This window comes from Arthrobacter sp. 01T428, assembly GCF_056398685.1.
Window position 1 is genome coordinate 820,562 of record NZ_JBFTPW010000001.1, and the last position, 24,438, is coordinate 844,999.

Consider the following 24,438-nt stretch of genomic DNA (forward strand, 5'->3'; position numbering starts at 1 on the left):
GCCAACGTGCCCGTTTGTATTCCCCCGGTTGACACTCACAAACCAACGCTTCCGCGCTATTCACGACACGTCCATGCCGTGAGAAGGGGAGGAATGCTAGGAGTGGGAGTGTTCCATCGTCGCGGAGTCCTCACCGTTCGATCCCTGTCCGGCCCTGGCCAGGTCCAGGGGATGGGCGAAGCCCTGACGGCCGACCACGGCCCAGATTGCGACGCAATCTTCACCGGAGGTGTTGCTGAGACGGTGTGGAACGTTCGAATCGAAGTTCATGCTGTCTCCAGGCCCGAGAACATCGCTATCAAAAGCGACCTGGACGTTAAGTTGGCCGGAAAGGATATGGATGTACTCCCATCCGGGGTGGCGCATCAGGGCGTCCGCGGCGCAGGACTCGCTCCCGGGCCCGTACGTAACCCGCAGGAACTCGACCAAAGGGTCTGCCCGTTCGGTGAGCCGCTCCCAGCGGACGCCTCCCATGTTGATCTCTGGACGGTCCCCTGCCCTCTGGATTCCCGGGATTGCCGCACCTGCAGAAGGGGCGAAGACGGAAATGCCGCTGACAGTTGAATCAACGGTCGCGCCATTTCCTTCCGGGGCGGGAGCCGAGTGCTCACCACTCATGAGCGTGTCCAGGGAGAGCCCAAGCTCCGAAACGATGGCGTACAGGGTTCCGATGGAAGGGACGGCACGGCCCAACTCAACCTGTGACATGAAGCTCGCGGAGATACCGACCCTGCGGGAGAGCTCCCTGAGGGAGATCTTCGACTTCGTCCTGGCCGCCCTGAGCTGACTGCCAAGTTGGGCACGACCCTCCTGGGTAACCGGTGCAGGGGCTTGAATGCTCATCCTCGGCCTTTCCGGCGATCCAAACTGGCAAAAGAGGGGACCGCTGATATGTCTGTCCACCAAAGGGCCAGGGAACCAGCCGCAGTGTACAGCGCGCGTACACACAAGTTTAGCTTCCTTACCGCATCATTGCCCAGACTTCACAGTTATTACGCCCGAACGGATCATGGAAGGGTGCGGAGCGGGCGAATGTAAAGCGATATGTGCTGTATTACTTGACAGTGTGCGGTGTATCACTTTACATTTGAAGGGTGATGAAGCCGCGAGAGCTGATAACGGTTGGGGATTTCCCCGGCCAGTCGGCGCAGCGGCCAAAGCTTCCGGAATCGGCGGACTCGAAGTCGAGGACGGGCAGAACCGGAGCCAGAGTTCCACTGTGTATGTCTACCTTCTAATTAGGAGCAAATGATGGTGCAGGATCGCAAAGGCGCCTCCGCATTCAAACTGAGCCGCCGACACATTGGTGTCGCCGTGCTCGCAGGCGCCGCGTTGGCGCTCTCCGCCTGTTCCGGCGGCGCCTCGGGCAGCGGCGGTGACAAGCCGACAGTTGGTTTCTCCGCCGGCGTTCTTGACAACCCTTTCACCGCCGGGCTCGTGGATTCCGTTGTCAGCCAGGCTAACTCAAGCGGCCTGAACATGCTTCCGGCCTCCAACGCTGAGGGCGACCCGGCAAAGCAGGTCACGGACTTCAACACGCTGATCTCCCAAGGCATCAAGGGCCTTGTGACGATTCCCCGTGACAGCGATGCGATCATCCCCGCCATCCAGGCCGCGAACGCAGCCAACGTCCCCGTCGTGACGGTGGATACCGCGGCTAACGGCGGAAAGATCTACATGAATGTCCGTGCAGACAATGTAGCCATGGGGACCAGCGTGTGCGAGCAGATGGGCAAACTCACCGGCGGGAAGGGGACAGTTCTCGAACTGCACGGTGCCCTCTCTACCACCTCGGGCTTCGACCGCGACAAGGGCTTCAGCGACTGCATGAAATCCAAGTTCCCGGGCATCTCGATTATCAAGAAAGACACAAACTGGGAGTCTGCCAAGGCCGTCGAGAACGCCCAGACCGTGCTGAGCACTTCCAAAGTCGACGGCGTATTCCTTGCCAGCGACTCCGTCATGCTCTCCGGGGTCCAGACTGTACTTCAGGGCCAGGGAAAGTGGATTCCGGCCGGACAGCCCGGGCACATTCCGCTCGTGACCATCGATGGTTCAGCCGGTTCGCTGGACGCGATCCGCTCCGGCAATGTCGATGCCGTCATCTCGCAGCCGGTGGATCTCTACGGCAAGTTCGGCGTCCAGTACTTGAAGGATGCGATGGCGGGCAAGGTGTACAAGGTCGGCCCGTCCGAGCACGGCAGCCAGATCGTTGACTATAAGGGAAACCTTGCAGACATGCTTCCGTCTCCGGTCATCACCAAGGCGAACGTTGACGACCAGAACCTCTGGGGCAACAAGAAGAAGTGACAGCGGTCCTTCCGGCCGGGCCAGTGCCGACTGGAACTGAACTTGGAAAGGGTGACATCGTGGTCACAGCTGATTCGCAAAATGCCATCGAGATTCGAGGGCTACAGAAGTCCTTCGGATCAACCCAGGCTCTGACAGATGCCAACCTGATCGTCCGTTCAGGTGAGTCCAGGGCCTTGCTCGGCCGGAACGGTGCCGGTAAATCAACCCTCATCGCTATGCTGACCGGGCTGATCCATCCAGACTCCGGCAGCATCCGGATCATGGGCGCAGACGGGGAAATCACCGAGGGGCCAGGGTCTGATTCGATCGCCTGTGTGTACCAGAAGAGCACGCTCGTTCCGGAGCTGACGGTCGCGGAAAACATCAGCCTTGGCGCCTACCCGCGCAAACGGTGGGGAGGCGTCGACTGGCGGGCTATCCGGCGTTCCGCGGCAGAGCAGCTCAGGGAATGGGGCTACGAGGGGATTGTCGATCGGACAGTGGCCGATCTTGAACCCCTGGAGAAAAAGATCGTGGAAGTTTGCCGGGCGCTTTCACGGGGTCCGCGCATCCTGCTTCTGGACGAACCGACCGCCGGGCTCGATGAAGGCGGATCGCACGAATTGTTCGCCCAGATCGACAGTTTGCGAAAACGCGGCGTCACTGTGATCTATGTCTCCCACCACTTGGAGGAAATCTTCAGGGTGTGTGACTCGGTCACGATCCTGCGCGACGGGCGGGACGTGCTGACGGCTCCCACGTCCGAGCTCTCCGTAAGCCGCATCGTCAATGTCATGGCCGGCGTCAGCGACGCAGAAGCAGAAGCAGCCAGGGTGGACTCCGAGAAGGCTAAGCGGAGTCCCGGGAATTTTGGCGACAAACGTCTCACGGTATCGGGCGCCGTGGTGGGATCACGCGTCTCCGACGTCAGCCTTACCATCCGGGCGGGCGAATGCGTCGGGCTGACAGGCCTCGATGGCGCAGGCCACGTCCAGCTCGCTCAGGCCATCGCTGGGCAGATTCCCCTGGATCAAGGAACCATGGAGCACAACGGGCGCCGACTCGGCACTGGCAACGTCATTGAAACCATTAACGCGGGCGTGGGATTCGTCCCGGAAGACCGCCACGTCAATGGTTATGTCCCTGAGCTTTCCGTCGAAGAAAACGCCACACTGACCATCGTGGACCGGCTCCGTGGCGCGGGTGGATTGATTAATCCGGCCCGGCGCCGCAAGCGATTCACGGAACTGTCAGGCGCATGGGCCATCAAGTGCGACGGGCCCACCCAGGCCGTCGAAGAACTAAGCGGCGGGAACCAGCAGAAAGTGGTCCTGGCAAGGGCTTTGGCCTCGAACCCGGACACCCTGGTGCTCGTGCACCCAACAGCGGGCGTTGACGTGACCGCAAAAGAATCGATCTATGAGTCCCTGCGGTCCCTGCGCGAAAGCGGCCGGTCCCTGCTGATCGTCTCGACAGATGACACTGACCTGGAAATCTGCGACAGGGTGATCGTGATGTACAAGGGCGCAGTCCACAGCGAATTAAGCGCCGGCTACGAAGAATGGGAGCTTGTCAGCGCAATCCAGGGCGCGGAGGAAGTCGCATGACAACCACCGCAGGCTCCCGCACTTCTGCATCCAGTGAGCAACAAAATCAAGGAGAAGTTCCAATGTCCACGCATACTCCCACCGTTGCGGGTACGCCTACAAGCCGCCGGCCCGTCACCCTGATCGACCAGGTCCGGTCATCCGGCTGGGCCAGGGAACTGGCACTTTTGCCGGCCATCATCGTGGCCATGGTGATCGGTGCCGTGCTGTCCCCGCAGTTCCTCACCGCGAACAACCTGCTCAACAACGTGCTGGTCACTTCTGCCGTGCTGGGGATTGTCGTCATTGCCGAGAGCATCATACTGATCTCCGGCTATTTCGACCTCTCGCTCGAATCCACGGTCGGCTTGGCGCCCATGCTGGCAGTGTGGCTGGTGCTGCCGGCCTCTGTCGGAGGCTCGGGCTGGGGATGGTCGCCGTGGGCTGCGTTTGCCGCGATGCTGGTTCTGGCCATCGTTGTGGGCCTTGTCAACGGTTTCCTCGTTGGCAAGCTGAAGCTGAACGCCTTCATGGTCACCTTGGCGATGCTCACGCTTCTTCGAGGCCTGACCATGGGCCTGTCCGGGGGCAAGACGCTCTCCGGGTTGCCGGCTGAATTCCTGGCACTGGGCAACACCAAATGGTTCGGCGTCTCCATCCAGATCTGGCTTTTCGTCATCTTTCTGGTGGCAGCCGCGATCTTCATGCGAAGCCACCCGGTCGGCCGCAAGCTCTACGCGATGGGCGGCAACAACGCCGCCGCAGCCGCAGCAGGCATCAAGACGCTGCGCCTCACCATCGGTATCTTTGTCGCAGGTGCCATCATTGCGGCCTTCGCAGGCCTGATGCTGACCGGCCGCATCGCATCGGTAACGGCGAACCAGGGAGACGGGCTCATCTTCACCGTGTTCGCCGCTGCTGTCATCGGCGGAATCAGCCTCAACGGCGGAAAAGGATCGATGATCGGGGCACTGAGCGGCGTGCTGCTGCTGGGTATTATCCAGAACATCCTGGTCCTGTCCGAGGTTCCTTCGTTCTGGATCAAGGCCATCTATGGACTCATCATCCTCAGCGCACTGATCTTCAACTACTTCGCCGGTTCCCGACGAACCCGCCGCGTAGTGTGACGATCATTTAGTCCGCCAATCCCCGCCGGGCAGCCGGCACGCACCAAGGAGCAAACGGAAATGACTCCACAAAATTTCGCTGGCAAGATCGCGATCGTCACGGGGGCAGCCAGTGGCATCGGCCACGCCACAGCGGTGGCGCTTGCAGAGCAGGGCGCCACGGTCTATGGCGCGGACATTGCGGCGCCGAGCAGCGAAAACGCCCACGAATCCGTCCAGTGGCGAAAGCTGGACGTCGCCGAAGAGTCAGGCTGGAGGGCCCTCGCCGAGGAAGTGCTCGGAGAGCACGGCAGGATCGACATCCTGGTCAACAACGCCGGTCTCGTCGGCTCCTACGACTCAATCGCTGACATCGACATAGCGGACTGGCACCGGATCATTTCCGTCAACCAGACCGGCGTGTTCCTGGGCATGCGGACCGTGGCCCCGCCCATGCTCGCTCAAGGCGCAGGGGCTATCGTGAATGTCTCCTCGATTTGGGGCTTGGTTGGGGCAGCCGGCGTCGCGGCATACCAGGCATCCAAGGGAGCAGTCACGCTCATGACCAAGAACGCCTCGGCCACCTGGGCCGGCCAGGGCATCCGCGTGAATTCCGTTCACCCGGGCCTGATCATCACGCCGCTGACGGAAAACCAAGATCAGGAGATATCCGACGATCTGATCGCCAAGACCCCGATGGGCCGTGCCGGCAAGGCCTCCGAAGTGGCCGATGCGATCCTTTACCTCGCCTCTGACCAAGCCTCCTACATCACCGGCGCACAGCTGGTGGTAGACGGCGGATTCACCAGCGTCTGAGGCCGCAGCATCCAACCCCATCGACTAGAAAGAGATCCTCTCATGACTACGGATTTGGGTCCCGGAACACTAACCAGCGCCGTCATCGACAGCTTCCGGAACACGCCCGACGAGCGGTTGAAGGACATCCTGACCAGCCTCACCCAGCACCTGCACGAATTCGTCCGGGACATCGAACCTTCCATTGAGGAATGGGAGACGGCCATCGATTTCCTGACCGCGACCGGTCAAAAATGCGATTCGGTCCGGCAGGAGTTCATCCTCCTGTCCGACGTGCTGGGCGTCTCCATGCTGGTCGAAACGATCAACGACGCCGAAACTCCGGACGCCACCGACTCCACCGTTCTGGGCCCGTTCCACATGGTCGAATCCCCAAAGCGCGAACTGGGCGAGAACGCCTCCCCGGAAAGCGAAGGAGACATCTGCCTGGTCAGGGGGCGCATACTCTCTGTCACCGGTGAACCCGTCCCCAATGCCGCCATCGACATCTGGCAGGCAAACACCAAGGGCTTCTACGATGTTCAGCAACCCGGCATCCAAAGCATCGGCAACGGCCGCGGCCTGTTCACGTCCAACGCCGCCGGAGAGTTCTACTTCCGCAGCGTCATCCCCAGCTATTACCCGATCCCGACCGACGGACCTGTCGGGGACCTGCTGCACGCCACTGCCCGGCACCCGAACAGGCCAGCGCACATCCATTTCATCGTCACAGCGCCTGGTTTCCGGGAACTGACGACCCACATTTTTGTTGCCGGTAGCCACTACATAGACTCAGACGCCGTTTTCGCCGTGAAGCAGAGCCTGATCGCCGAATTCGTGCCCAACACCTCAGAGGCCGACGCGGCCCGCTACGGGCTCACCTCACCATTCATGGAGGCAGTGATCGACATTGTCATCCACCCCGACCTCGTCGACCCGGACATTATCAACACCGCCGTGATGTCCCCGACCGCTGCACGGATTATCGAAGCACAGGAGAACACCCGATGAAGGATTTTCAGTACCAGGCACTTCCGATGCGCGTCCGCTTCGGAGCCGGCTCACTTGCCTCACTTAACGACGAGGTCGTCAACCTTGGCCTCAAGCGGGTCCTGGTCCTGGCTACACCCTTCCAAGCGGATATGGCCGAAAAGGTTTCACAACAGCTGGGCGAGCTCAGCGCCGGCGTGCACGCAGAAGCTGAAATGCATGTGCCCATCGAATCTGCCCACAAAGCGCGTGAAGTAGCCGCTGCTGCCCAGGCTGACGGGTACGTTGCGGTCGGCGGCGGGTCCACGACCGGCCTGGGCAAGGCCATCGCGCTTGAGTTCGGCCAGCCCATCATCGCCGTACCCACAACCTACGCGGGCTCCGAAATGACGCCCGTGTGGGGCCTGACCGCCGACGGCGAGAAAAAGACCGGACGCGACCCCAAGGTTCTGCCCACGAGCGTCATTTACGACCCCGAACTCACCGTGTCCCTCCCGGTGAAGATGTCGGTCACCAGCGGATTCAACGCCATCGCCCACGCCGTGGAAGCGCTGTACGCCCCCGACGGTTCGCCCATCATCTCGCTGATGGCCGAGGAGGGCACCCGCGCCCTGCTCGAAGCGATGCCGAAGATCGTCGAAGACCCGTCCAACATCGACGCCCGCTCCGATGCCCTGTACGGGGCCTGGCTCTGCGGAGCTACTTTGGGTGCGACGACCATGTCCCTGCACCACAAGTTGTGCCACACACTCGGCGGGACGTTCAACCTTCCCCACGCCGAAACCCACACTGTGGTGCTTCCCTATGCCCTGGCCTACAACGCCCAGCACGCCCCGCAGGCGATAGCCGCCCTGCAGCGCGCCACCGGGGCAGACAACCCGGCGGCCCACTTCCGGAAACTGAGCCTCTCCCTCGGAGCACCGTCGTCCTTGGCCGAGCTGGGCCTGAAGGAATCCGACATCGACAAGATCGTCGAAATCGCCACCAGGAACCCGTACGCCAACCCGCGGGAAGTGACCCCCGAGGGCATCCGGGAACTCGTTACTGCCGCCCTTCACGGCAGCGACATCTAAACAACGTCCGCGCCATACCTTGTTGCCTGAACCTACAGAGAGAAACACAACATGTCTGAGACCGTCAACGACGTGCGTTCGGTGCCCGCCGTAAACCCGCTGGGGACCGTCCCGGCAGTCCTGGTCCGGAAAGACGCCGGCGGCACCGTCACAGTCGAACCCGGCACCGCAGCCGTCACCGCGCCCCGGCCGACGGAACTCCTCGTACGGCCCGCTTACGTGGGAGTGTGCGGCACCGATATTGAAATCCTGCACGGCAGCATGCCGGAAACCTTCAAGATCAATTACCCCCACGTCCTGGGCCATGAATGGTCAGGCATCGTCGTGGAAGCCGGCGCAGCTGTTGAAGGATTCCACCCGGGGGACCGCATCCTTGGGCACGGACACCTGGGCGGCAACGACTGGTTCGGGGTCACCCACGATGGAGCCGCCGCCGAGCTCTTCACCGTCCCGGCCGACATGTGCTTCCACATCCCTGACGAGGTGGACATGCTCACGGCCGCCGTTATTGAACCCTTCGCCTGCGTATTGAACGGACTTAAGAAGATCGGTGGCATCAGTGCTGCCGACACGGTCCACGTGCACGGGCTCGGAGCAATCGGCCTGAACGCAGTGATCCAGGCTGTCACCGCAGGAGCGGAAGTGGTCGTATTTGATCCGAGCCCACTTCGTCGCGAAACGGCGATGAAACTGGGAGCTACGGCTGCCGTTAATCCGGTCGAAACCCCGGACACCACCGGTGCTGCAGCAGCAGCCATGGGGCGGCCCTTCGCCGACGTCGTCATCGAAGCCTCCGGAAACTCCGCGGCGCAAGCAGCAGCCCTTGAAAGCGCAGACCACAACGGACGCGTCCTGCTCATGGGCGTCTCCACGCCAAAATTTTCCCCTGCACGCCTGGGCCTGGTCCAGGAACGAAACCTCATGATCACCAGCTCCACCGGGGCGCCGGTAGCAGTATGGCCCGCAGCAATCCGCTACGTGGCAAACACCCGCCTCAACCTCGGTGAGATCGTCTCCACTGTCGTCCCGTTCTCCCGCGGAGACGAAGCCCTCCAAAGGGCACAGGATTCAAGCCGGGAAACGAAGGTCATGCTGGCTCCAGATAGCACTCATCCCGACGACGTGCCTGCCTCCTCAACCCACAAAGCCAACTAACAAAGGACGAACGTGAACGACACGAACATCATTCAGAACCGGGACCTCCTGGCCTCCTGCTGGACCTGGGCAGGAAACGCAGCGCCGCTGCGCGGCGACGAAACCAGCCCGATCGACGTGCGCACCCGGGTTGAGGCTGCCGCCAAGGCCGGCTGGAAGGGACTGGGCTTCATCCACGCCGACCTTCCCGAGATCGAAAAGACCATTGGTCTCAAGGGGCTCCGCCAGCTGCTGGACGACAACGGCATCGTCCACGTCGAGATGGAATTCCTCGCGGACTGGTGGAAGACCGGCCCCGAACGCGAAGAATCCGACCGCTGGCGCAAGGTCCTGTTCAACGCCGCAGAAATCCTCGGCGTCAAAACCATCAAGATCGGCGCCGAACTGGCCCTGGAAGGCGAACCAGCGCCTGTCGACGAGACCGCGTTCCACCAGGAATTCGACCGGCTCGCCACCCAGGCCGGGGAAGTGGGCACGCGCGTCGCTCTGGAGCCGATGCCCATGAACAACCTCAAGACCATCGAAATCGGCGCGAAGTTCATCAGCGAAGTCAACAACCCCCACGGCGGGCTCACCGTTGACACGTGGCACACCAGCCGCGGCGGCACACGCTACGAAGACCTGGCCGCCATCCTGCCCATGGACAAGGTCTTCATCGTCGAGATCGATGATGCCCGTAAGGACGTCAGGGGCTCGCTGTGGGAAGACACCATCAATGAGCGCCTGTACCCCGGTGAAGGTGACCTCGACACGGTTGCCTTCGTCAAAGCCATTCATGAAGCCGGATGGCGCGGACACTGGGGCGTGGAAATCCTCGCGGAATCCCACCGCCTGCTGCCGTTGGATCAGGCATTGGCACGCGCCCACGATTCAGCCGCGGCAACACTCGAGGCAGCGTCCCAACTGATCGCCGCGGAACAGTCCGAAAAGGTCTAACCCGAGCTGATCCACACCAAGCCTGGCCCACGCGCTACCCGCCAGGGGGGAGGCGCGTGGGCTGGACCGCACTGACCACAGAAGAGAAGCAGAACACCATGAGCGCACCAGCCCCCGAGGCACGATCGGATGCTGCCATCCAGCTTGGGATGCGTCTCCGTGACGCCCGGCAGAGCGCCCGGCTCTCCCTGCGCGAGCTGGCGCGCCGTGTGGACGTTTCCGCCAGCCTCGTCTCACAGGTCGAGCTGGGCCGGACAACACCTTCTGTCGGAACCCTTTACGCCCTCGTGTCAGCACTGGGCCTGTCCCTTGATGCGGTAATGCAGGATGCGGGGCAATTTCCGTCGACAGGTACCAATCTTCGGGTTGTTGAAACTCCAGCCAATGAGGACGGGCTGCCTTGGTCATCCGAAGGTGCCGTGACACCTCTGGTGCCATCTACAGGGAGCAACGAACTTCCCGGACTCCTGGAAGCGAAGGACCGTCCAAAACTCCGTGTCGATGGTGTCCTCTGGGAGCGACTCACCGCGGAGAACGACCCCAACGTGGAACTTCTCCGCGTCACGTACCGAAACGGCACCGAATCCTGCCCGCCTGACAACCTCATGCGGCACGGGGGACACGAATACTTCCACATCCTTGAAGGAAGACTCAACGTGGAGGCCGGCTCCTCCGCGGGAACCCTTAGCGCCGGCGACAGCATCAATTTCGTCTCCTCCGCCCCTCACCGGCTCAGCAATCCTTTCAACGAAGATTGCATCGCAATTTGGGTGGTGGTCGGCCGGCGAAGCCATCAGCCGGACAACCCGGCCTCACCGGTCGCATAACCCTGGCGGCTACTGCCCGTTCGCAGCGGATTTACGCTTTGGCTCTGCATGCATACAACTCAAATCAGCAGCGGAAAGAGAGCGACGCCTGCTCTCACGGAATATGGAACGGAGTCCCCAGTTGAATTTTTCATCCGCTCGCTACCGTTGGCGGGGAGCTTCGGGTGAGCCGCAGCCAAGCACTGCGACCACTCCTGTCCACTGGAACGAACTGTGCCCGGGCGACCTTGTGTTGGTGCTGTCCGGGAAGACTTCGCACACCGGAACGGTCGACACCGTATCCACTGACGGCGAGTACCTCTGGCTGCTCCTGAATGACGGCACGGGCCGCCGCCTGTTCACCAAAACCGAGGTTCACAAGACCTACACCGATCCGATAGACCTGGCCAAGCGCTCAGGACCAGACCTTTGAATTCACTCACTTCACTTTGGGGAGGACGTTGAAAATGCTGCTCAACCTCTTTTCGGTTCTGGTCGATGGGGCCGGTTACGGAGGCGACGGCAACGCGTCGTCCGATGACACCAAAGAGGCGGGGTTCCCCCAGGGAGTCCTTGCATCCTTCGCTTGGGAAGGCTGGTGGCAGGAGGAGCCGGATAAAGTCCCGGCGCCTGGTGGCAAGCCGCGCCCTGCCACACGGCACTGAAAATCAACTGCTCACGGAATAGGGCACCTCGCCTGGAGCACAATCCGGTGAACCACCCGGACCGACAATGACCGATGCCTTGTTACAAGAACCGATAGGAGACAGCCCGTTGGAACCGCTCGTAGTAGGACTCCTGGGAATCACCCACCCGCACGCTTCCGCACGGGTTCGTGCCCTCCGCGAAATCGAGGGCGTCGAGGTTGTGGCCGCCGCAGACGACGATCCGCGGCTGCAGTACTTCACCGACAAATACGACATGGAGCCCCGCGACATCGACGGAGTGCTCGAGGACGGGCGCATCAACGCAGTCATGGTCCACTCCAAGAGCAAGGACATGGTCCCCCATGCCCTGCGGGCCCTTGCCGCCGGAAAATCTGTCGTCGTCGAGAAGCCGGGCGGCGGAACCGTCGATGACCTGCTGAAGCTGGCCGAGGCGGAGACCCTGGCTGCTCCGGGGTTGGTAGTTCAGGTCGGCTATAACGTCCGCCTGGCGCAGTCGGTCACTCGGGCAAAGGAGCTCATAGACGCCGGGACCATCGGGAATGTGGTCAGTGTGTCGGCCAGAGGTGCCGCCCTGGCCGGTGAGCATCTCACTGCCCATCTGAACCAGCCGGCGGACATCGGAGGGGCGCTGTGGATTATCGGGTGCCACATGATCGACTCCCTGGTCAGCATGTTTGGGGTCCCCGAGTCCGTCAATGCGCGAGTGCGCAAGTCCGCGATGCTCTCCGACGAGTCGAGCCGCGAGGACTCCGCAGCCGTGCTGCTGAATTATCCCGACATGACCGCTACGTTCAGCTTCGACAGCCACGACCGTCTCGAATGGTTCGAAAGCTCAGGTATATCCGTCTACGGCACCGCTGGCATGATCGAAATCGGTGTTCTTCCCCAAAAGCTGAGGGTCTACGTCGAGAAGGAGCGGGCCGGTTGGTCAGCCGGCTGGACTGAATGGACGCAGAGCTATTTCACTCCGCCGTTCGCCCGTACTGATGCAAACAAGTTTTCCGAGCTGCCCGAGTTGGAGAACATCAGCAATTTCCGCACGGAAATGCGCGGATGGGTCGACAGCATCCGCACTGGTGCACCTGTGGTGGCACCCATCAAGGATGCCCTTGCCGTGGCGCGGATTATCGACGCCAGCTACCGGTCCGAGAAAGAGCTGGGGGCATCAGTTCAAGTGACTCAGGCGTGATACTGGACGCGGAGCTCACAATATGACAGCCGTTCGCTGGGGGAGTGCTCACCACCGCCCGCATCGTCCAGGACAAGTGCCTGCCCGCCTTGACGGAAGCCCGCAACGCGGTTGCCGCCGCCCGGACTACCGGTACAGCGACCCTGGGGTTTGCCCGAAGGCCGCGCGGAACGTCGTGACGAAGTGGTAGGAACAGCCGCAGGCGCTGGCAGCCTGAGTAACCGTCCAGCCCCCAGCGACATCAGGGTCGCCAAGTGCAGTCGGAGCAGGTTGCGCCACACGGTGTAGTATCCCGACCTCGTCGCGGAACAGCCGGGAGAGCGTGAGCTCGCTCGCCCCGACCCGGCGGCCGAGCTCAGCCAAGCCAGGGGAAGGCCGTGCGAGGATCCATTCCAGATCGGCAAGATTCAGCGCGACGTTGTGGAACAGGCGACTCCATCGCAGTGCCTGAGATCGCCAACACTTGAGCATGTGGTGGCGAGGGCGATATTGGCGTGCCACCTCTGGACTTCCTGATGATCGAGATTCCTGTACGTCTCTGGCCGCGCATCGACGGTGTTTGCTAGACCGGACCAGGACCGTGCTGGGAAGCGGCCACGAACCTAAACACTTGGATGACTGGGCGGTGCCAGCCAATCCCAGATCTCGCCGCACCAGCAGCGGCCATCCTCGTGCTCCTGGATGACCAGGACCCGTTCCTCTCCGAGCAGGATGATGTCTTCATAGCTGAGCATGGCTCCAGTGCAGCATCATCGGCCGGCTGCCGGTAGAAGCGTCTTGATCTATGTGGAAAACCCCAGGTAACGGCATCGGAGCGCTCTGCCCGTGAGCCTCCTGTGACCACCACCGAAATCCGAGCGGCGGCGAACCAGGGACGAGCCTCCAGTTCCGGGATCCTACGCGGATGCACCACTAACTCTTTCCCTCACCCTCGACGGCGGGTTTGGCTGGCATGTGCTGTCGGAACTCGAGAGTTAGTGGACATGTGGTGATCGCAGTGGGAGGGGCCGTTTGTGCTGATTTAGCAGGGATCTTTTCTCCTCGTTTATGAGCGAAAAACATACCCCTCACATAGACCCTTGGGTGTATGCCCTAAAAACGTGCAGGTGGTGTAAGCAATCGATAGGCTCATCCAGACACTCGACTCAAAGCGGAACTCATGGGGATGCGCGGCGAGTAATACGATGTTCACTTGGGGGTGATCGGAGATGGCGATAGACGTCCTTTTGGATGGAGAGGCCGTCCCGATTGACGAGGCCGTGTTCAGGGTGCTGCTCGACAATTCTGTGGCGGGAACCTATAAGGACTATGAGAATGCGCTAGACTCACGCCGAATTAAGTTTTCCGACCTCGTGCGGCTTGCGGACAAAGGCGACATCCCATACTCCCTTTTCTTCGCTCCGCTTGCGCTGGTGCAGGAGCAGGTGAAGAAGAAGACCGAGAAGTTGCTCGCCGGACTGAGTAGAGACACATTCTCGATAGGGTCGCGCGCCAAGGTGGAGCTGCGGGACGTCGAACTGATCGTCAAGGACCTGATCCGAAAACAGCAGCTCGTCCGGAAGCACGATAAGTCGCTCCAGCGGAACAAGATTGTAGGCCTGCTCCGTGATGACCGGTCATCGGTCGAGGCCGAGGCCGAGGCAGCACGGCTTATGGCGGCCATAGGCCTTTCTCACGAGGCGGTCCGTTCTTGCAGGAGCAAGGAGAAGGCGCTCGATCTCATGATCGGCCGTCTCGAAGCCAACCAGGTCTTGGTGTCGCGAAGTGTCCAGCACTACATGCCGCAGCGCTTGACGCACGTCAAGTTCAGTGGCATGACGATCCGAGACAACAAGGTCCCGTTTATCTTTCTGGCGGGAGGCGACCACGGGGACGACCAGGAGCCGGCCGGTCGGACCATCTTTACCCTTGCACTGCTGACGGTGCTGGTAGCCCGAAGGAAATTTGCTCCAATGACGTGGGACGGTGGCAGCGCCTACACGGATCCCGGGCGGGAGTACGATATCGCCGGTGCAATGCTGATGCCCCGCGAGCGGTTTAAGGCGATGGGACCCACGTCGCTCGACGACATGAGGATCGCATCGGACGAATTCAAGGTCACTACGAGCGCCGTAGCGGTGCGCGCGATGAGGCTGGGATTGATTAATGCCGAGACCACGGGCAATTACCTTGCACGGTTGCGGGAGGAGTTCCAGAGCCTCCCTAAGGGCGGTCCTCGAAGTCAGATTCTCCCTGAGAACGCAGTTCGCAAGTACAACGGGAGAGAACTCAGTCGGCGGATGCTGCACGCGCTCGATAGCCAGAGCATCTCACCAGGAGAGTTCTGTCGTGCAGTTTGTTTGAACCACCTCAAGCCATCTCAGATCGGCGACCTCAGGCGGGCTCTCGGATGAGCGACTTCGGGCGGCGGTACGTAGTCGACACGAACGCTCTCAGTCAGCTTGGGAGGCAGCGACGAGCGAGCGAGTATTTTTTGGAGAGTGCCGTCATACCAGAGGCTGTACTGCGTGAGGCCAATGGTTTTCCAGACCTCCAATCTCTGCACGACAACGTCCATCCGACGACGCCAAGGATGCTTCAACTGCTGGTCGACGTAATGGCCACAGTGCCGGACACTGACACGCGGCTGGTCAACCTCTACGCCAACCTGGGCAACGCCGACCCGCTGGTCATCGCATGCGCCTTGGAGGGCCGAGAGCACGACAGCCAGTACCTCATGGCACCGGAGTGGTTCGTCGTCTCCGGCGACGAGGCAGTCCGCAACAAGGCAGAGGAGTTCGGGCTGAAGGTGCTCAGCAACTCTCAGTTCGCAGCGCTCATCGACGAGGCTGGGGCCGAACAGGAAGGATCTCGCAGCGGTGGGTGACAGATTGCAATCAGCTGCGGGATGTTACGGCGATGAGTCGTCCTGGCGGAGTGAGGAGGCTGGTGGGGATTGTCCCTCCGAACCCACCGCGGACCTCCGGATCCGGCTGGATGGAAGATGTCATTGCCGACGACGAGTCAAACTAGCATCATGACAGATTCCTCCGCCAGCGGCTCAATGTTCGCTCGTCTTCTCGAACAACAGTTGACGGCACTTGAACGGCTCTATGAAGCGTCCGAATCATTGGAAGAAGCACTCGAGAACATTACCCGGCAACGTGATGAAGCAATCGAGGAACTTCGGGGCGTAGTTGCGCATCTGGATGCGTTCGATGTCATAGCGAACCTGTACTTGGTGTCGCTGCCTACCGACATTGACTCCTACGTTGAAAGTCAACATGAGTCGTTGCCGAGCCTCACCGAACTCGCGGCATTGCTGCTTGCCGAGCGCGGGCCGCGAGTTGTGGGTGATGTGACGCAGACTGCGGGTCAGGAGCTGGAAGATTTACATGGAAAGCTGCGGGCTCTTTCGGATCTTGAAGCCATACGCTTGCATGTTGAATTGCAGTCAGCGGATGAAGTGTCCACCAACGGGCAGGAAACCCCAACGGATGTTGTCCCGTCGCGTATCGAATCACGAATGCGTCTGTCGATCGTCTCGGCCGAGCTCTATATGCGCAACCGGCAGTACATGGACAAGGAACGGACACTGAACCGTCCCGGGTTTGATGCCGCCGTCTTTTGTGAGAAAGATGGCCATTATGCCCAAGCAGTATCCTTCGGACGTGCGTGATCGTGCCGTGCGCATGACCCTCGATCGACTGTCCGACTACCCGTCCGTTTTCGCTGCCTGCAAGGCCTTGGCGCCGAAGCTTGGCGTCGGGCCTGAAACTTTGCGTCGCTGGGTGGTCCAGGCCCAGATTGATGCCGGTGAGAAGGCGGGACCGAGCAGCGAAGAACTGGAAGAGATCAAGCGTCTGCGCGCCGAAGTGCGTGACCTGAAGGAATCCAACGAGATCCTTAAACAGGCCTCGATTTTCTTCGCGAGGGAACTCGACCCTCGCCGCCGCTGATCTGCCGTTTCATCGATGAGATGAGGGCTGAAGGGGTCAAGTCCCGTGGAGTGGTGTAACGGTTGATCCTTCGCTTAGGCGCTGAGGGCCATGATCGTGTCGCTGTCTACCTCGCTTCCGGTGTCAGCGATGGGGCGCATGCGAGAGCGGGCGAGGATGTCGAGGCCGAGATAGCGGCGTCCCTCGGACCATTCGTCGGTTTGCTCGGCGAGGACGCCGCCAACGAGGCGGATGATCGCATCCCGGTTGGGGAAGATGCCGACACTGTCGGTTCGGCGGCGGATCTCTCTGTTCAGCCGCTCGTTGGTTGTTTGACCAGATCTGCTGCCACAGGTCCTTGGGAAACGAGGTGAACGCGAGGATGTCTGCCCGGGCCGCGTCCAGGTGCGAGGCGACGGCGGGAAGTTTCTCGCTCACGTAGTCCAGGGTCCGGTCGAACTGTGCGGTCACCGCGGCAGCGTCGGGTTGGTCATAGACACTGTGGAGCATCGCTTTCACGGCCGGCCACATGCTCTTGGGTGTCACACTCATCAGGTTCGCGGCGTAATGGGTGCGGCAGCGTTGCCAGACTGCCCCGGGCAGGTTCGCGGCGATCGCGTCTTTCAGCCCGGCGTGCGCGTCGGAGGTGACCAGCTGCACCCCGGCAAGGCCGCGGGCGGTGAGATCGGCAAAGAACGCGTTCCATGCGGGACCGGTCTCTGACGTGGCGACCTGGAGTCCGAGGACCTCGCGGCGTCCGTCGCCGTTGACCCCGGTCGCGATCAGGACCACGGTGTTCACGACCCGACCGCCCTCTCGGACCTTCATCGTCAACGCGTCCGCGGCAACGAAGGTGAACGGGCCGGCCTCGGACAGGTTGCGGTGCCGGAACTCGTCCACGTGTTCATCGAGATCGGCCGCCATCCTGGACACCTGCGACTTCGACAGGGAGTGGATACCGAGCTGCTTCACCAGTTTGTCCATCCGGCGGGTCGAGACGCCGGCGAGGTAGCAGTCCGCGATCACGGTGACTAGCGCGGCCTCGGATCGTTTCCGGCGTTCGAGGAGCCATTCCGGGAAGTAGCTGCCCTGTCGCAGCTTCGGGACGGCGACATCGATCGTCCCGGCACGGGTATCGAGGTTCCGATGCCGGTAACCGTTGCGGTGGGTGGTGCGCTCAGGGCTGCGTTCGCCCCATTCCGCGCCGACGACGGCATCGGCGTCAGCGGACAGCAAAGCGTTGATCATGGTCTGCAGCAGATGCCGCATCAAATCCGGGGACGCCTCGGTCAGGGCTTCGCCGAGCACGGTCGCGGGGTCGACAATATGGGGAGCGGTCATCGTGTTGATGCCTTTCGAGTGGGATGTGAGAGTTTCCTCGAAGGATCACATGGTGACCGCCTTCACGTCAGCAACGACGCAGCCAACCACCGTGGCGTTACACCACTATGCGGGACTCCACTGTTGAAGGCCATGCGGTCGAGTCGATCTGTGCCGTCCTGCGTGGGCAGGGCGTGCAGGTCGCCGCGCGGTCTTACCGGGCCTGGAAGAGCCGACTCCCGGCCCTGCGGACCCTGGAGGACGCCCGTATCACCGACGCGCTCCGGGCCCTGAAGGTTCCTGACGGGAAGGGCCGGCCCCGGCCCGAGGTGATCTACGGGCGGCGGAAGATGACGGTCTGGCTGCGGCGCAACGGCTTCCCGGACGTCTCGAAGCACACCGTGGATCGGTTGATGCGTGCCGAGGGCATGAATGGGCTCGTCCGGGGCCGCAGGACGCGCACCACGATCCCCGGCAAGGACGGCCGCAGGGCCCGGGATCTGTTGAACCGGGACTTCCATGTCCCCGTCCCGAACCATACCTGGGTGACGGATTTCACCTATGTTCCGGTCTGGTCCGGATTCGTCTAGGTCGCCCTGGTCATCGACCTGTACTCCCGGGCCCATCGTGGGCTGGGAGACATCCACGGCGAAGGACACGGCGTTCGTGGAGCACTGCCTGCGCATGGCACTGTGGAGGCGTGAAAACGCAGGCCGGCCCGTGGCCCAGGGGCTGATCCATCATTCGGATGCCGGGAGCCAGTACACCTCGATTCGGTACACCGACACGCTCATGCTGGAGGGCCTGACACCCTCGATTGGGTCCGTCGGGGATGCCTATGATAATGCCGCCGCGGAGACCGTCATGGGCTTGTTCAAGAACGAAGCAGTTGCCACGGGATCCCCGTTCCGGACCGGGGCGTTGAAGACCGAAGCAGACGTGATCGAGGTCGTGTTCGAGTGGGTGCATTGGTACAACAACCAACGTCTCCATTTCCTCCCTCGGGCACCAAACACCCGAGGAATTCGAGCAGGCATACTATGCTCGAGAAATCGGCTCGTTACCCGACGACGCCGCCAACAAACAGGCGGCATGATTCCCGGGACGGTTCACACTGCTGTTGCAGCTATTCTCGCCGCAAGTAATCGACTTGGCCGTCCGCGAAATCCTCGGTTACGGGGTCGCGGATGTACTTGAGCTCTTCGATTCAACAGCAGGCTGGCTACAGAGGAAGTTAGTTGATTCAGGCGAAGAGGCCAGGACTTTTCTGGAAGAGCAACTGGCAGTAAATGAGGACCTTCGGGCAGTCATTGAAGCAAGTGGACTGAGGGATGCCGAAGCTCTTGACGAACTCGTCCAGGTTGCCATGTTCCAGCAGATAGCGGGCTATGGGTCGTTCTCAGCTGAAGAGTTGGCTGAAGAGTTGGCTGAAGAGTTGGCTGAAGAGTTGGCTGACGAGAGCACCATGAACGCTGCCCTTTTGGTGAAGATGCTGTCCGATTTCTCCATTGACCTCGAAATTCAGTCCGAGAATCTCGTGTCCGCATTCCTCGCCGGGGACAACCTCGTCAAGAGGAAGCCCTTTGCCAGCCGCCTTGTAGATGGCGAACGGCGCTGGATTCTCATCCAGCCCACATCCCTGCTCTACGCGATTCGTCCGGCGCTGGAGAATGCACTCAAGCGCAGCCGATCAGCGACTGAGTACACCGACCATCGCGGTGAACTCCTTGAATCGAAGGGCCTCGCCGAACTGGTCAAAGTGCTCAAGCCGGATGTCGCTTACCAATCGGTTTACTACCTAGACCGTGATGAAAACCAGGAATTTGAGGGCGATGGACTGCTATTCATCGATCGCTTCGCAATCATCGTTGAGATGAAAAGCAAACCTCTTTCCCCCGCGTCACTCAGGGGGAACCCCGGCCGAATGTTTCTGGACCTCAAGAAGATAGTCCTGGACGCAGATGAGCAGGCAGGGCGACTGCGCACACTCTTAAACGACGGGCTGGAATTTGCTCTTAGGCGGGCCACACTCTTGAACTCTGAGGGGCAGCCGCATTCCCTAGTGCAGGACGTCCATATCCCGGTCGTTCCGGGGAGGGGAGTCCTCACGATCGCCCTCTCGCTCGACAACCTAAACGCAGTCTCGACCGTCGTCGAGGAACTGACGCGTAGCGGACTGTTGAGCCCAGAAGACCCGCCCTGGATCGTAAACCAGCATGATCTGGAAATCATCGCCGAGGTGCTTGAGCGCCCATCTGAGTTCATTCACTACCTTCTGCGCCGCCGCGAAATGAACATCTCCGGCTCATTCCGGGCTTCGGAAGAGCTCGACTACTTCATGAGGTATCTCACCACGGGCCTCTATACAGAGCCTGGACAGGCCGGAATCGCTATGCTGCCGAGCCAGACCGACAGGCTTGACGCCTGGTACGAGTACTCTCGTGGAGACCGGGCAGTTGCAGCCGAGAAGCCCCAACAGCCGATCCCGGCGGGCCTCGCGGGCCTGCTTGACTCGCTCAACGAACACCGCCCCTACGGTTGGCTTTCAACCAGCATTGACCTCCTTGACCTCGACGGACCACTCCGGCGAGAAATTGGGGATCTACTCCTCACACTGCGTCGGGAGAGCCGTATGGACGGAAAGATGCACACAAAGTTTGTCGGATTCGGAATTGCGGGACCGGGCAAGCGTCGGGGCATACTGTTCCTCAGCTTCGCTCGGGGCGTCACCCGGGACGCTGCCTTCCGGGAGGCCAGCTTACGCGTGCGATTGCGGAAACACGCCCTACGTCTCGACTACTTGGCGGCGATTGGCGTTTGGGACGCCACTGAGACCTTTAACGTCTTCGTGTTCAACGATGAACCATGGCAGCCGAATCCCGACCTCGATGACCTCGCGAAACGCGCAGGATACGAAATAGCCGAACCAGCTCCATAGGAGGGCCCTCGGATGTATCTCCTCAGGTGTGAGTAGTTTCGGGTAATTGTCAGCACCCGGCTGGTACGGGCAACTGATCGGCCGCGCAGCGGAATCAACTTGTGGTCCTGGTGCGTCGGCTACCAGGCTGAGCTTCCTTATGCCCTGGAGTCCTTCCAGTAGTCGCCGCGTTTGAACTCCTCCGACGCGGTAGCCCAGTCTTCGGGGTGGGAGATGGGCAGCAGTCGATGCTGCTGCTCGTGTGTGCCGTCGTACGGCGTCGCCGCGTAGAACTTCATCCGGCTGTGGTCTTTGATGAGCAGCATCTCGATAACCTGTGCTGCGGTCTTCAGGTCCTCGGCGATGGTCCCGGGAGTGATGTCAGTAGGGGAGAGGACCATCTCTCCGGTCACGTCCATGTCTACGTAGAAGCCCGCCATCTTATCTTCGTTGGCGAGCTTTCCTGCAGCCGCGGCCCTGCTTTTCCTCTTGGCAAAGAAGGCTTCCCAGCCCTCCTGTGAGTCCTCCTCTGGAGACTCGAGGGAGTCGTAGTCGCCCCAGAACGCTGCGAGGTCCTGGCCGAAGACGAAGGCCTCCATGTATTTGCTCGCGTGGTGACGCCCGTGAGTCTTCAGCTTCGCCACTTCCACCGGTGCTTCAGCACCGGTGCTCCAGGACCCTTCAAATGTCTCGTAGATCCACAGCGCCTTGCCCAGTTCCTCCTGTGCCAGGACAGTGAGCGATCGTGCTCGACCGAATGACTCGCGTTCAAGCAGTGCATCGGCGTCGGCGACCAGGCCGGTGGCGTTGTCCATCAGGGCCTTCCAAAACGCGCGGGCGGTGCTCGGGGTCATCTCCATACCATCCATTCTCGTGCACGACCTCGGCATGCTTTCGCTGACGGATGAGCTAGACCAGCGGACAGCACGGCGGAGGCACTTCGACAAAGACCGTTGACAGACAGTCTCTGCCACCGAGCGGGCATTGGAAGACCTCGTCGATCCCAAGCGAACGGAGGGATTCGCTGCAACAGTGCTCCTGACGATCGCCGGCATCCGGTGTCCCGACGATCATGGACCTCTGGACTCCCCTAAACCCTTGGACCGGGCGGTGCCGGCCAATCCCAAGTCTCGCCGCACCAGCAACGGCCTTCCTCGTGCTCCTGGATGACGAGAACCCGTTCGTTTCTCTCCGAGCAGGATGATGTCTTTATAGCTGAGCATGCCTCCGGTGCAGTATCGGCGGACGGCTGCCCGGCGGAGGTCCCGCACGCGTTGAGAAAGCATTGATACTCTGGATTAGGGCGAAAAAGGGGGAACACGGAAATGGGTCTTAGAAGTCTTTTTCAGCGAAAAGCCGCAACCGCGGCACGCACGAGTCCTATTGGGCCAGCAGCCCCAATCCCGGACGCGCCCACCTCACCTGAGCTCCAGGAGGAACTGCGGGTGGCGTGGGCAGAACTCGCTGAGGCTGCCAAGGCCTCGAAAGTGACAAACTTTCACGCTTGTACGCGCACAGGCCGACATTGGACGGAAGACCCGGTGGCGGTCAGAGCGTTAGCGGGCGCACTCCGTGAGTTTCCGGATACCGACGGCCAGCCGACGACGTAGCGGCATGTCGCCCGTGGTTTTTGCAGCTCACTGGAGCACGGCGGTCAACATTTTCACTAAAGTCATGTGGCAGTTCGCGCGGTCTTTGGCATGCCGTAAGCGCGACAGGTCCAACACAGTTCCTGGCTGTGCGTGAAGATGAAGCTTATGACAAAGCGTATCCGCGGAATAGCCGTCGTAAGTTACCTGCAGACTCTGTTCGTTTCGACGATCCACCCCGCGTCCTCATGAGGCAGATGAGGCTCCGGTACTCCGGAGGATGCAGGATGTGCGGTACATCTCTTCCGGCCGGGACGGAAGCGATCTATGAGAGCGAGACAAAGACCGTCCGCTGCTTGGAGTGTCCCACCGAGGCTGCCGAATCCACGTCCCACGACCTCGAACCGGCTTGTGAGGCGTTGCCAGCCAATGAGTCTGGAGTAGCCGGCTCGTCAGCCCGACGCGAGTATGAGCGTCGCAAGGCGAAGGACGAGGAAAAGCTTCGCGAGAAGTGGGGTTACTTCGGTGGCCTCGCAGTCGCTCTCTCTGATGAGCGGCAGCACACCAAGGCCTGGGATCAAGGTGCGGTCGGTGAGGAACGTCTCGGCGCTCGACTAAATGCCCTGGCCGCCGATGGCCTGGCTGTCCTTCATGATCGGCGCATCCCCGGCTCAAAGGCCATATCGACCACATCGCCATCACTCCGGGTGGAATCTGGGCGATTGATGCCAAGCGGTACAAGGGACGGCCTGAACTCAAGATCGAGGGCGGCATCCTTCGCCCACGCCTTGAGAAGCTCCTAGTTGGCCGGCGCGATTGCACGAAACTGGTCGACGGCGTGCTCAAACAGGTCGACGTCGTGCGCGACCTCGTCGGGGATGTTCCGGTCACCGGTGTGCTGTGCTTCATAGAAGCAGACTGGCCCCTGATCGGGGACGCATTTTCGACTCGGAGCGTTCAGGTACTTTGGCCGAAACGGCTGGCCAAAGTGCTTACAGAGCAGACAGCCGGCGACGTCGATGTTGCGGCTATGCGTGAGACGGTAGCCTCCCGCTTCAAGTCTGCGTGATGCCAGGCGATGTTCGAAGCTGTTCGGAAGGACGCTAAGGGGCCGGTTTCGGGCACCGGTGGTGATATTTTGCAGGTTTCCTGACTGCCACTCACGAATCGGCCAGAATTCGATGTCAGCACGGAGCGCGCATACATGGTCTTTACCCTTTCCTGCACCTCACGGTGCCGGCAAGACGATGCTTGCCGAGCGGCTCCCGGGACTCTTGCCTGATTTGGGGGACCAGGAAGCCATGGAGGTCACGGCGATCCATTCGCTTTCGGCTGTCCATGTTGATTCGGTACGGCTGTTGCGCCGGCCGCCCTTTGAGAATCCCCATCACAGCGCCACCGCGGCAGCGATCATCGGCGGCGGTTCCGGCCTGCCGCGGCCGGGGGCGGCATCACGGGCGCACCGTGGCGTCTTGTTCCTGGACGAGGCGCCCGAGTATGAACGCCGGGTCCTCGACGCCTTGCGGCAACCTCTGGAAAGCGGAGAGCTGGTCATTCATCGCTCGGCCGGAACCGCCGCATATCCGGCACGCTTCCAACTGGTCCTCGCGGCGAATCCCTGCCCTTGCGGGAAAGCGACCGGCAAGGGAGTCGACTGCACCTGCACTCCGGTGATGCGGCGCCGCTACTTCGGGCGCATGTCCGGGCCGCTGCTGGACAGGGTGGACATCCAGCTCCAGGTGGAACGTGTTTCCCTCGCGGACTTCGGCCAAGCCGGCGCGGAAGAAGACACCGCCACCGTCGCATCGAGGGTCCAAGCCGCACGTTCACGGCAGCGTCAACGCCTGGGGAGTCTCGGGATGGAAACCAATTCGCAGGTTCCCGGCCGTGTACTGCGCGGAGAACTGCGCCTGCCTTCCGCGACCACGAAGATTCTGGATACCTCCTTGGAGCGCGGAATCCTCACGGCGAGAGGCTACGACCGCGTTCTGCGTCTCGCCTGGACCCTCGCGGACCTAGGCCACAGGGACCAACCCCACAGCGACGACATCGGGCAGGCCCTTGGCTTGCGGCAGGCGGTCGCGGCCGCATGAAAGGAC

General features: G+C 61.4%; 23 protein-coding genes and 2 pseudogenes. 21 read left to right on the top strand and 4 right to left on the bottom strand.

All coding sequences use genetic code 11. The features are described 5' to 3' along the window. Positions 1-96 precede the first annotated feature (96 nt). Positions 97-843 (bottom strand): helix-turn-helix domain-containing protein, encoded by a 747-nt coding sequence (locus tag AC1DJB_RS03845; RefSeq protein ID WP_476909928.1) that lies wholly within the window; start codon positions 841-843, stop codon positions 97-99. Positions 844-1,248: 405 nt separating this feature from the next. Here AC1DJB_RS03845 and AC1DJB_RS03850 point away from each other — a divergent pair, with 405 nt between their 5' ends. The 12 genes from AC1DJB_RS03850 to AC1DJB_RS03905 all read left to right on the top strand — a co-directional run bounded on the left by AC1DJB_RS03850 (position 1,249) and on the right by AC1DJB_RS03905 (position 12,596). After that, positions 1,249-2,310 carry a sugar ABC transporter substrate-binding protein gene (locus AC1DJB_RS03850; RefSeq protein WP_476909929.1) on the top strand — a complete coding sequence of 354 codons (1,062 nt, stop codon included), beginning with the start codon at positions 1,249-1,251 and terminating at the stop codon, positions 2,308-2,310. A gap of 59 nt (positions 2,311-2,369) precedes the next feature. Beyond that, positions 2,370-3,899 carry a sugar ABC transporter ATP-binding protein gene (locus AC1DJB_RS03855; RefSeq protein WP_476909930.1) on the top strand — a complete coding sequence of 510 codons (1,530 nt, stop codon included), beginning with the start codon at positions 2,370-2,372 and terminating at the stop codon, positions 3,897-3,899. Positions 3,900-3,961: 62 nt separating this feature from the next. Beyond that, positions 3,962-5,005, top strand: coding sequence for an ABC transporter permease (locus tag AC1DJB_RS03860; protein WP_476909931.1), 1,044 nt, complete (start codon positions 3,962-3,964; stop codon positions 5,003-5,005). 60 nt (positions 5,006-5,065) lie between these two features. Then, positions 5,066-5,800, top strand: coding sequence for an SDR family NAD(P)-dependent oxidoreductase (locus tag AC1DJB_RS03865; protein ID WP_476909932.1), 735 nt, complete (start codon positions 5,066-5,068; stop codon positions 5,798-5,800). Between the two features lie 42 nt (positions 5,801-5,842). Further along, positions 5,843-6,790 (top strand): dioxygenase family protein, encoded by a 948-nt coding sequence (locus AC1DJB_RS03870; RefSeq protein WP_476909933.1) that lies wholly within the window; start codon positions 5,843-5,845, stop codon positions 6,788-6,790. Next, positions 6,787-7,842 carry a maleylacetate reductase gene (locus tag AC1DJB_RS03875; RefSeq protein ID WP_476909934.1) on the top strand — a complete coding sequence of 352 codons (1,056 nt, stop codon included), beginning with the start codon at positions 6,787-6,789 and terminating at the stop codon, positions 7,840-7,842. Before AC1DJB_RS03870 ends, AC1DJB_RS03875 begins: the two co-directional genes overlap by 4 nt. A gap of 51 nt (positions 7,843-7,893) precedes the next feature. Beyond that, a complete protein-coding gene (locus AC1DJB_RS03880) occupies positions 7,894-8,997 on the top strand; it encodes a zinc-dependent alcohol dehydrogenase (RefSeq protein WP_476909935.1) in 1,104 nt (367 codons plus the stop codon). A 12-nt stretch (positions 8,998-9,009) separates the two neighbouring features. Beyond that, positions 9,010-9,933 carry a sugar phosphate isomerase/epimerase family protein gene (locus AC1DJB_RS03885; RefSeq protein WP_476909936.1) on the top strand — a complete coding sequence of 308 codons (924 nt, stop codon included), beginning with the start codon at positions 9,010-9,012 and terminating at the stop codon, positions 9,931-9,933. Positions 9,934-10,031: 98 nt separating this feature from the next. Continuing rightward, positions 10,032-10,760, top strand: coding sequence for a helix-turn-helix domain-containing protein (locus AC1DJB_RS03890; RefSeq protein WP_476909937.1), 729 nt, complete (start codon positions 10,032-10,034; stop codon positions 10,758-10,760). 121 nt (positions 10,761-10,881) lie between these two features. Beyond that, positions 10,882-11,172, top strand: coding sequence for a hypothetical protein (locus AC1DJB_RS03895; RefSeq protein ID WP_476909938.1), 291 nt, complete (start codon positions 10,882-10,884; stop codon positions 11,170-11,172). Positions 11,173-11,206: 34 nt separating this feature from the next. Further along, on the top strand, positions 11,207-11,404 hold the full coding sequence (locus AC1DJB_RS03900) for a hypothetical protein (RefSeq protein ID WP_476909939.1): 198 nt from the start codon (positions 11,207-11,209) through the stop codon (positions 11,402-11,404). Between the two features lie 109 nt (positions 11,405-11,513). Continuing rightward, entirely contained in the window at positions 11,514-12,596 is a 1,083-nt protein-coding gene (locus AC1DJB_RS03905) for a Gfo/Idh/MocA family protein (protein ID WP_476909940.1), read from the top strand. A 602-nt stretch (positions 12,597-13,198) separates the two neighbouring features. Here AC1DJB_RS03905 and AC1DJB_RS03910 read toward each other — a convergent pair. Beyond that, a complete protein-coding gene (locus AC1DJB_RS03910; RefSeq protein WP_476909941.1) occupies positions 13,199-13,330 on the bottom strand; it encodes a hypothetical protein in 132 nt (43 codons plus the stop codon). Between the two features lie 474 nt (positions 13,331-13,804). Between AC1DJB_RS03910 and AC1DJB_RS03915 the strand changes: the two genes are divergently transcribed. The 4 genes from AC1DJB_RS03915 to AC1DJB_RS03930 all read left to right on the top strand — a co-directional run bounded on the left by AC1DJB_RS03915 (position 13,805) and on the right by AC1DJB_RS03930 (position 16,534). Continuing rightward, complete coding sequence (locus AC1DJB_RS03915; RefSeq protein WP_476909942.1) at positions 13,805-14,989, top strand: ImmA/IrrE family metallo-endopeptidase; 1,185 nt, start codon at positions 13,805-13,807, stop codon at positions 14,987-14,989. Next, positions 14,986-15,462, top strand: a complete 477-nt coding sequence (locus AC1DJB_RS03920) for a PIN domain-containing protein (RefSeq protein WP_476909943.1) — start codon at positions 14,986-14,988, stop codon at positions 15,460-15,462. The genes AC1DJB_RS03915 and AC1DJB_RS03920 overlap by 4 nt, the downstream gene beginning before the upstream one ends. A 150-nt stretch (positions 15,463-15,612) precedes the next feature. Further along, positions 15,613-16,254, top strand: a complete 642-nt coding sequence (locus AC1DJB_RS03925) for a hypothetical protein (RefSeq protein WP_476909944.1) — start codon at positions 15,613-15,615, stop codon at positions 16,252-16,254. Continuing rightward, complete coding sequence (locus AC1DJB_RS03930; RefSeq protein WP_476909945.1) at positions 16,247-16,534, top strand: transposase; 288 nt, start codon at positions 16,247-16,249, stop codon at positions 16,532-16,534. Before AC1DJB_RS03925 ends, AC1DJB_RS03930 begins: the two co-directional genes overlap by 8 nt. A gap of 74 nt (positions 16,535-16,608) precedes the next feature. Here AC1DJB_RS03930 and AC1DJB_RS03935 read toward each other — a convergent pair. Beyond that, positions 16,609-17,854 (bottom strand): annotated as a pseudogene (locus AC1DJB_RS03935) (IS256 family transposase). 107 nt (positions 17,855-17,961) lie between these two features. On the opposite strand from AC1DJB_RS03935, the gene AC1DJB_RS03940 reads away from it, so the two are divergent. The 3 genes from AC1DJB_RS03940 to AC1DJB_RS03950 are packed head-to-tail and all read left to right on the top strand — an operon-like array spanning position 17,962 to position 20,771. Continuing rightward, positions 17,962-18,423, top strand: coding sequence for an IS3 family transposase (locus AC1DJB_RS03940; protein ID WP_476909946.1), 462 nt, complete (start codon positions 17,962-17,964; stop codon positions 18,421-18,423). Next, complete coding sequence (locus tag AC1DJB_RS03945) at positions 18,395-19,030, top strand: transposase (RefSeq protein ID WP_476909947.1); 636 nt, start codon at positions 18,395-18,397, stop codon at positions 19,028-19,030. The genes AC1DJB_RS03940 and AC1DJB_RS03945 overlap by 29 nt, the downstream gene beginning before the upstream one ends. After that, positions 18,984-20,771, top strand: a complete 1,788-nt coding sequence (locus AC1DJB_RS03950; RefSeq protein WP_476909948.1) for a hypothetical protein — start codon at positions 18,984-18,986, stop codon at positions 20,769-20,771. The genes AC1DJB_RS03945 and AC1DJB_RS03950 overlap by 47 nt, the downstream gene beginning before the upstream one ends. Positions 20,772-20,908: 137 nt before the next feature. Here AC1DJB_RS03950 and AC1DJB_RS03955 read toward each other — a convergent pair whose 3' ends face one another. Further along, entirely contained in the window at positions 20,909-21,610 is a 702-nt protein-coding gene (locus tag AC1DJB_RS03955; protein WP_476909949.1) for an AbiV family abortive infection protein, read from the bottom strand. A 1,450-nt stretch (positions 21,611-23,060) separates the two neighbouring features. Here AC1DJB_RS03955 and AC1DJB_RS03960 point away from each other — a divergent pair. Continuing rightward, positions 23,061-23,408, top strand: coding sequence for a hypothetical protein (locus AC1DJB_RS03960; RefSeq protein ID WP_476909956.1), 348 nt, complete (start codon positions 23,061-23,063; stop codon positions 23,406-23,408). Positions 23,409-23,520: 112 nt separating this feature from the next. Then, positions 23,521-24,432 (top strand): annotated as a pseudogene (locus tag AC1DJB_RS03965) (YifB family Mg chelatase-like AAA ATPase); the annotation flags it as partial. Positions 24,433-24,438: the final 6 nt, after the last annotated feature.

What these genes read in the sequence shown, in the direction of transcription:
- AC1DJB_RS03845 (WP_476909928.1), bottom strand. Translation starts at nt 843, where the DNA reads ATGAGCATTCAAGCCCCTGCACCGGTTACCCAGGAGGGTCGTGCCCAA.
- AC1DJB_RS03850 (WP_476909929.1), top strand. Translation starts at nt 1,249, where the DNA reads ATGATGGTGCAGGATCGCAAAGGCGCCTCCGCATTCAAACTGAGCCGC.
- AC1DJB_RS03860 (WP_476909931.1), top strand. Translation starts at nt 3,962, where the DNA reads ATGTCCACGCATACTCCCACCGTTGCGGGTACGCCTACAAGCCGCCGG.
- AC1DJB_RS03865 (WP_476909932.1), top strand. Translation starts at nt 5,066, where the DNA reads ATGACTCCACAAAATTTCGCTGGCAAGATCGCGATCGTCACGGGGGCA.
- AC1DJB_RS03870 (WP_476909933.1), top strand. Translation starts at nt 5,843, where the DNA reads ATGACTACGGATTTGGGTCCCGGAACACTAACCAGCGCCGTCATCGAC.
- AC1DJB_RS03875 (WP_476909934.1), top strand. Translation starts at nt 6,787, where the DNA reads ATGAAGGATTTTCAGTACCAGGCACTTCCGATGCGCGTCCGCTTCGGA.
- AC1DJB_RS03880 (WP_476909935.1), top strand. Translation starts at nt 7,894, where the DNA reads ATGTCTGAGACCGTCAACGACGTGCGTTCGGTGCCCGCCGTAAACCCG.
- AC1DJB_RS03890 (WP_476909937.1), top strand. Translation starts at nt 10,032, where the DNA reads ATGAGCGCACCAGCCCCCGAGGCACGATCGGATGCTGCCATCCAGCTT.
- AC1DJB_RS03900 (WP_476909939.1), top strand. Translation starts at nt 11,207, where the DNA reads ATGCTGCTCAACCTCTTTTCGGTTCTGGTCGATGGGGCCGGTTACGGA.
- AC1DJB_RS03910 (WP_476909941.1), bottom strand. Translation starts at nt 13,330, where the DNA reads ATGCTCAGCTATGAAGACATCATCCTGCTCGGAGAGGAACGGGTCCTG.
- AC1DJB_RS03915 (WP_476909942.1), top strand. Translation starts at nt 13,805, where the DNA reads ATGGCGATAGACGTCCTTTTGGATGGAGAGGCCGTCCCGATTGACGAG.
- AC1DJB_RS03920 (WP_476909943.1), top strand. Translation starts at nt 14,986, where the DNA reads ATGAGCGACTTCGGGCGGCGGTACGTAGTCGACACGAACGCTCTCAGT.
- AC1DJB_RS03925 (WP_476909944.1), top strand. Translation starts at nt 15,613, where the DNA reads ATGACAGATTCCTCCGCCAGCGGCTCAATGTTCGCTCGTCTTCTCGAA.
- AC1DJB_RS03940 (WP_476909946.1), top strand. Translation starts at nt 17,962, where the DNA reads ATGCGGGACTCCACTGTTGAAGGCCATGCGGTCGAGTCGATCTGTGCC.
- AC1DJB_RS03945 (WP_476909947.1), top strand. Translation starts at nt 18,395, where the DNA reads ATGTTCCGGTCTGGTCCGGATTCGTCTAGGTCGCCCTGGTCATCGACC.
- AC1DJB_RS03955 (WP_476909949.1), bottom strand. Translation starts at nt 21,610, where the DNA reads ATGGAGATGACCCCGAGCACCGCCCGCGCGTTTTGGAAGGCCCTGATG.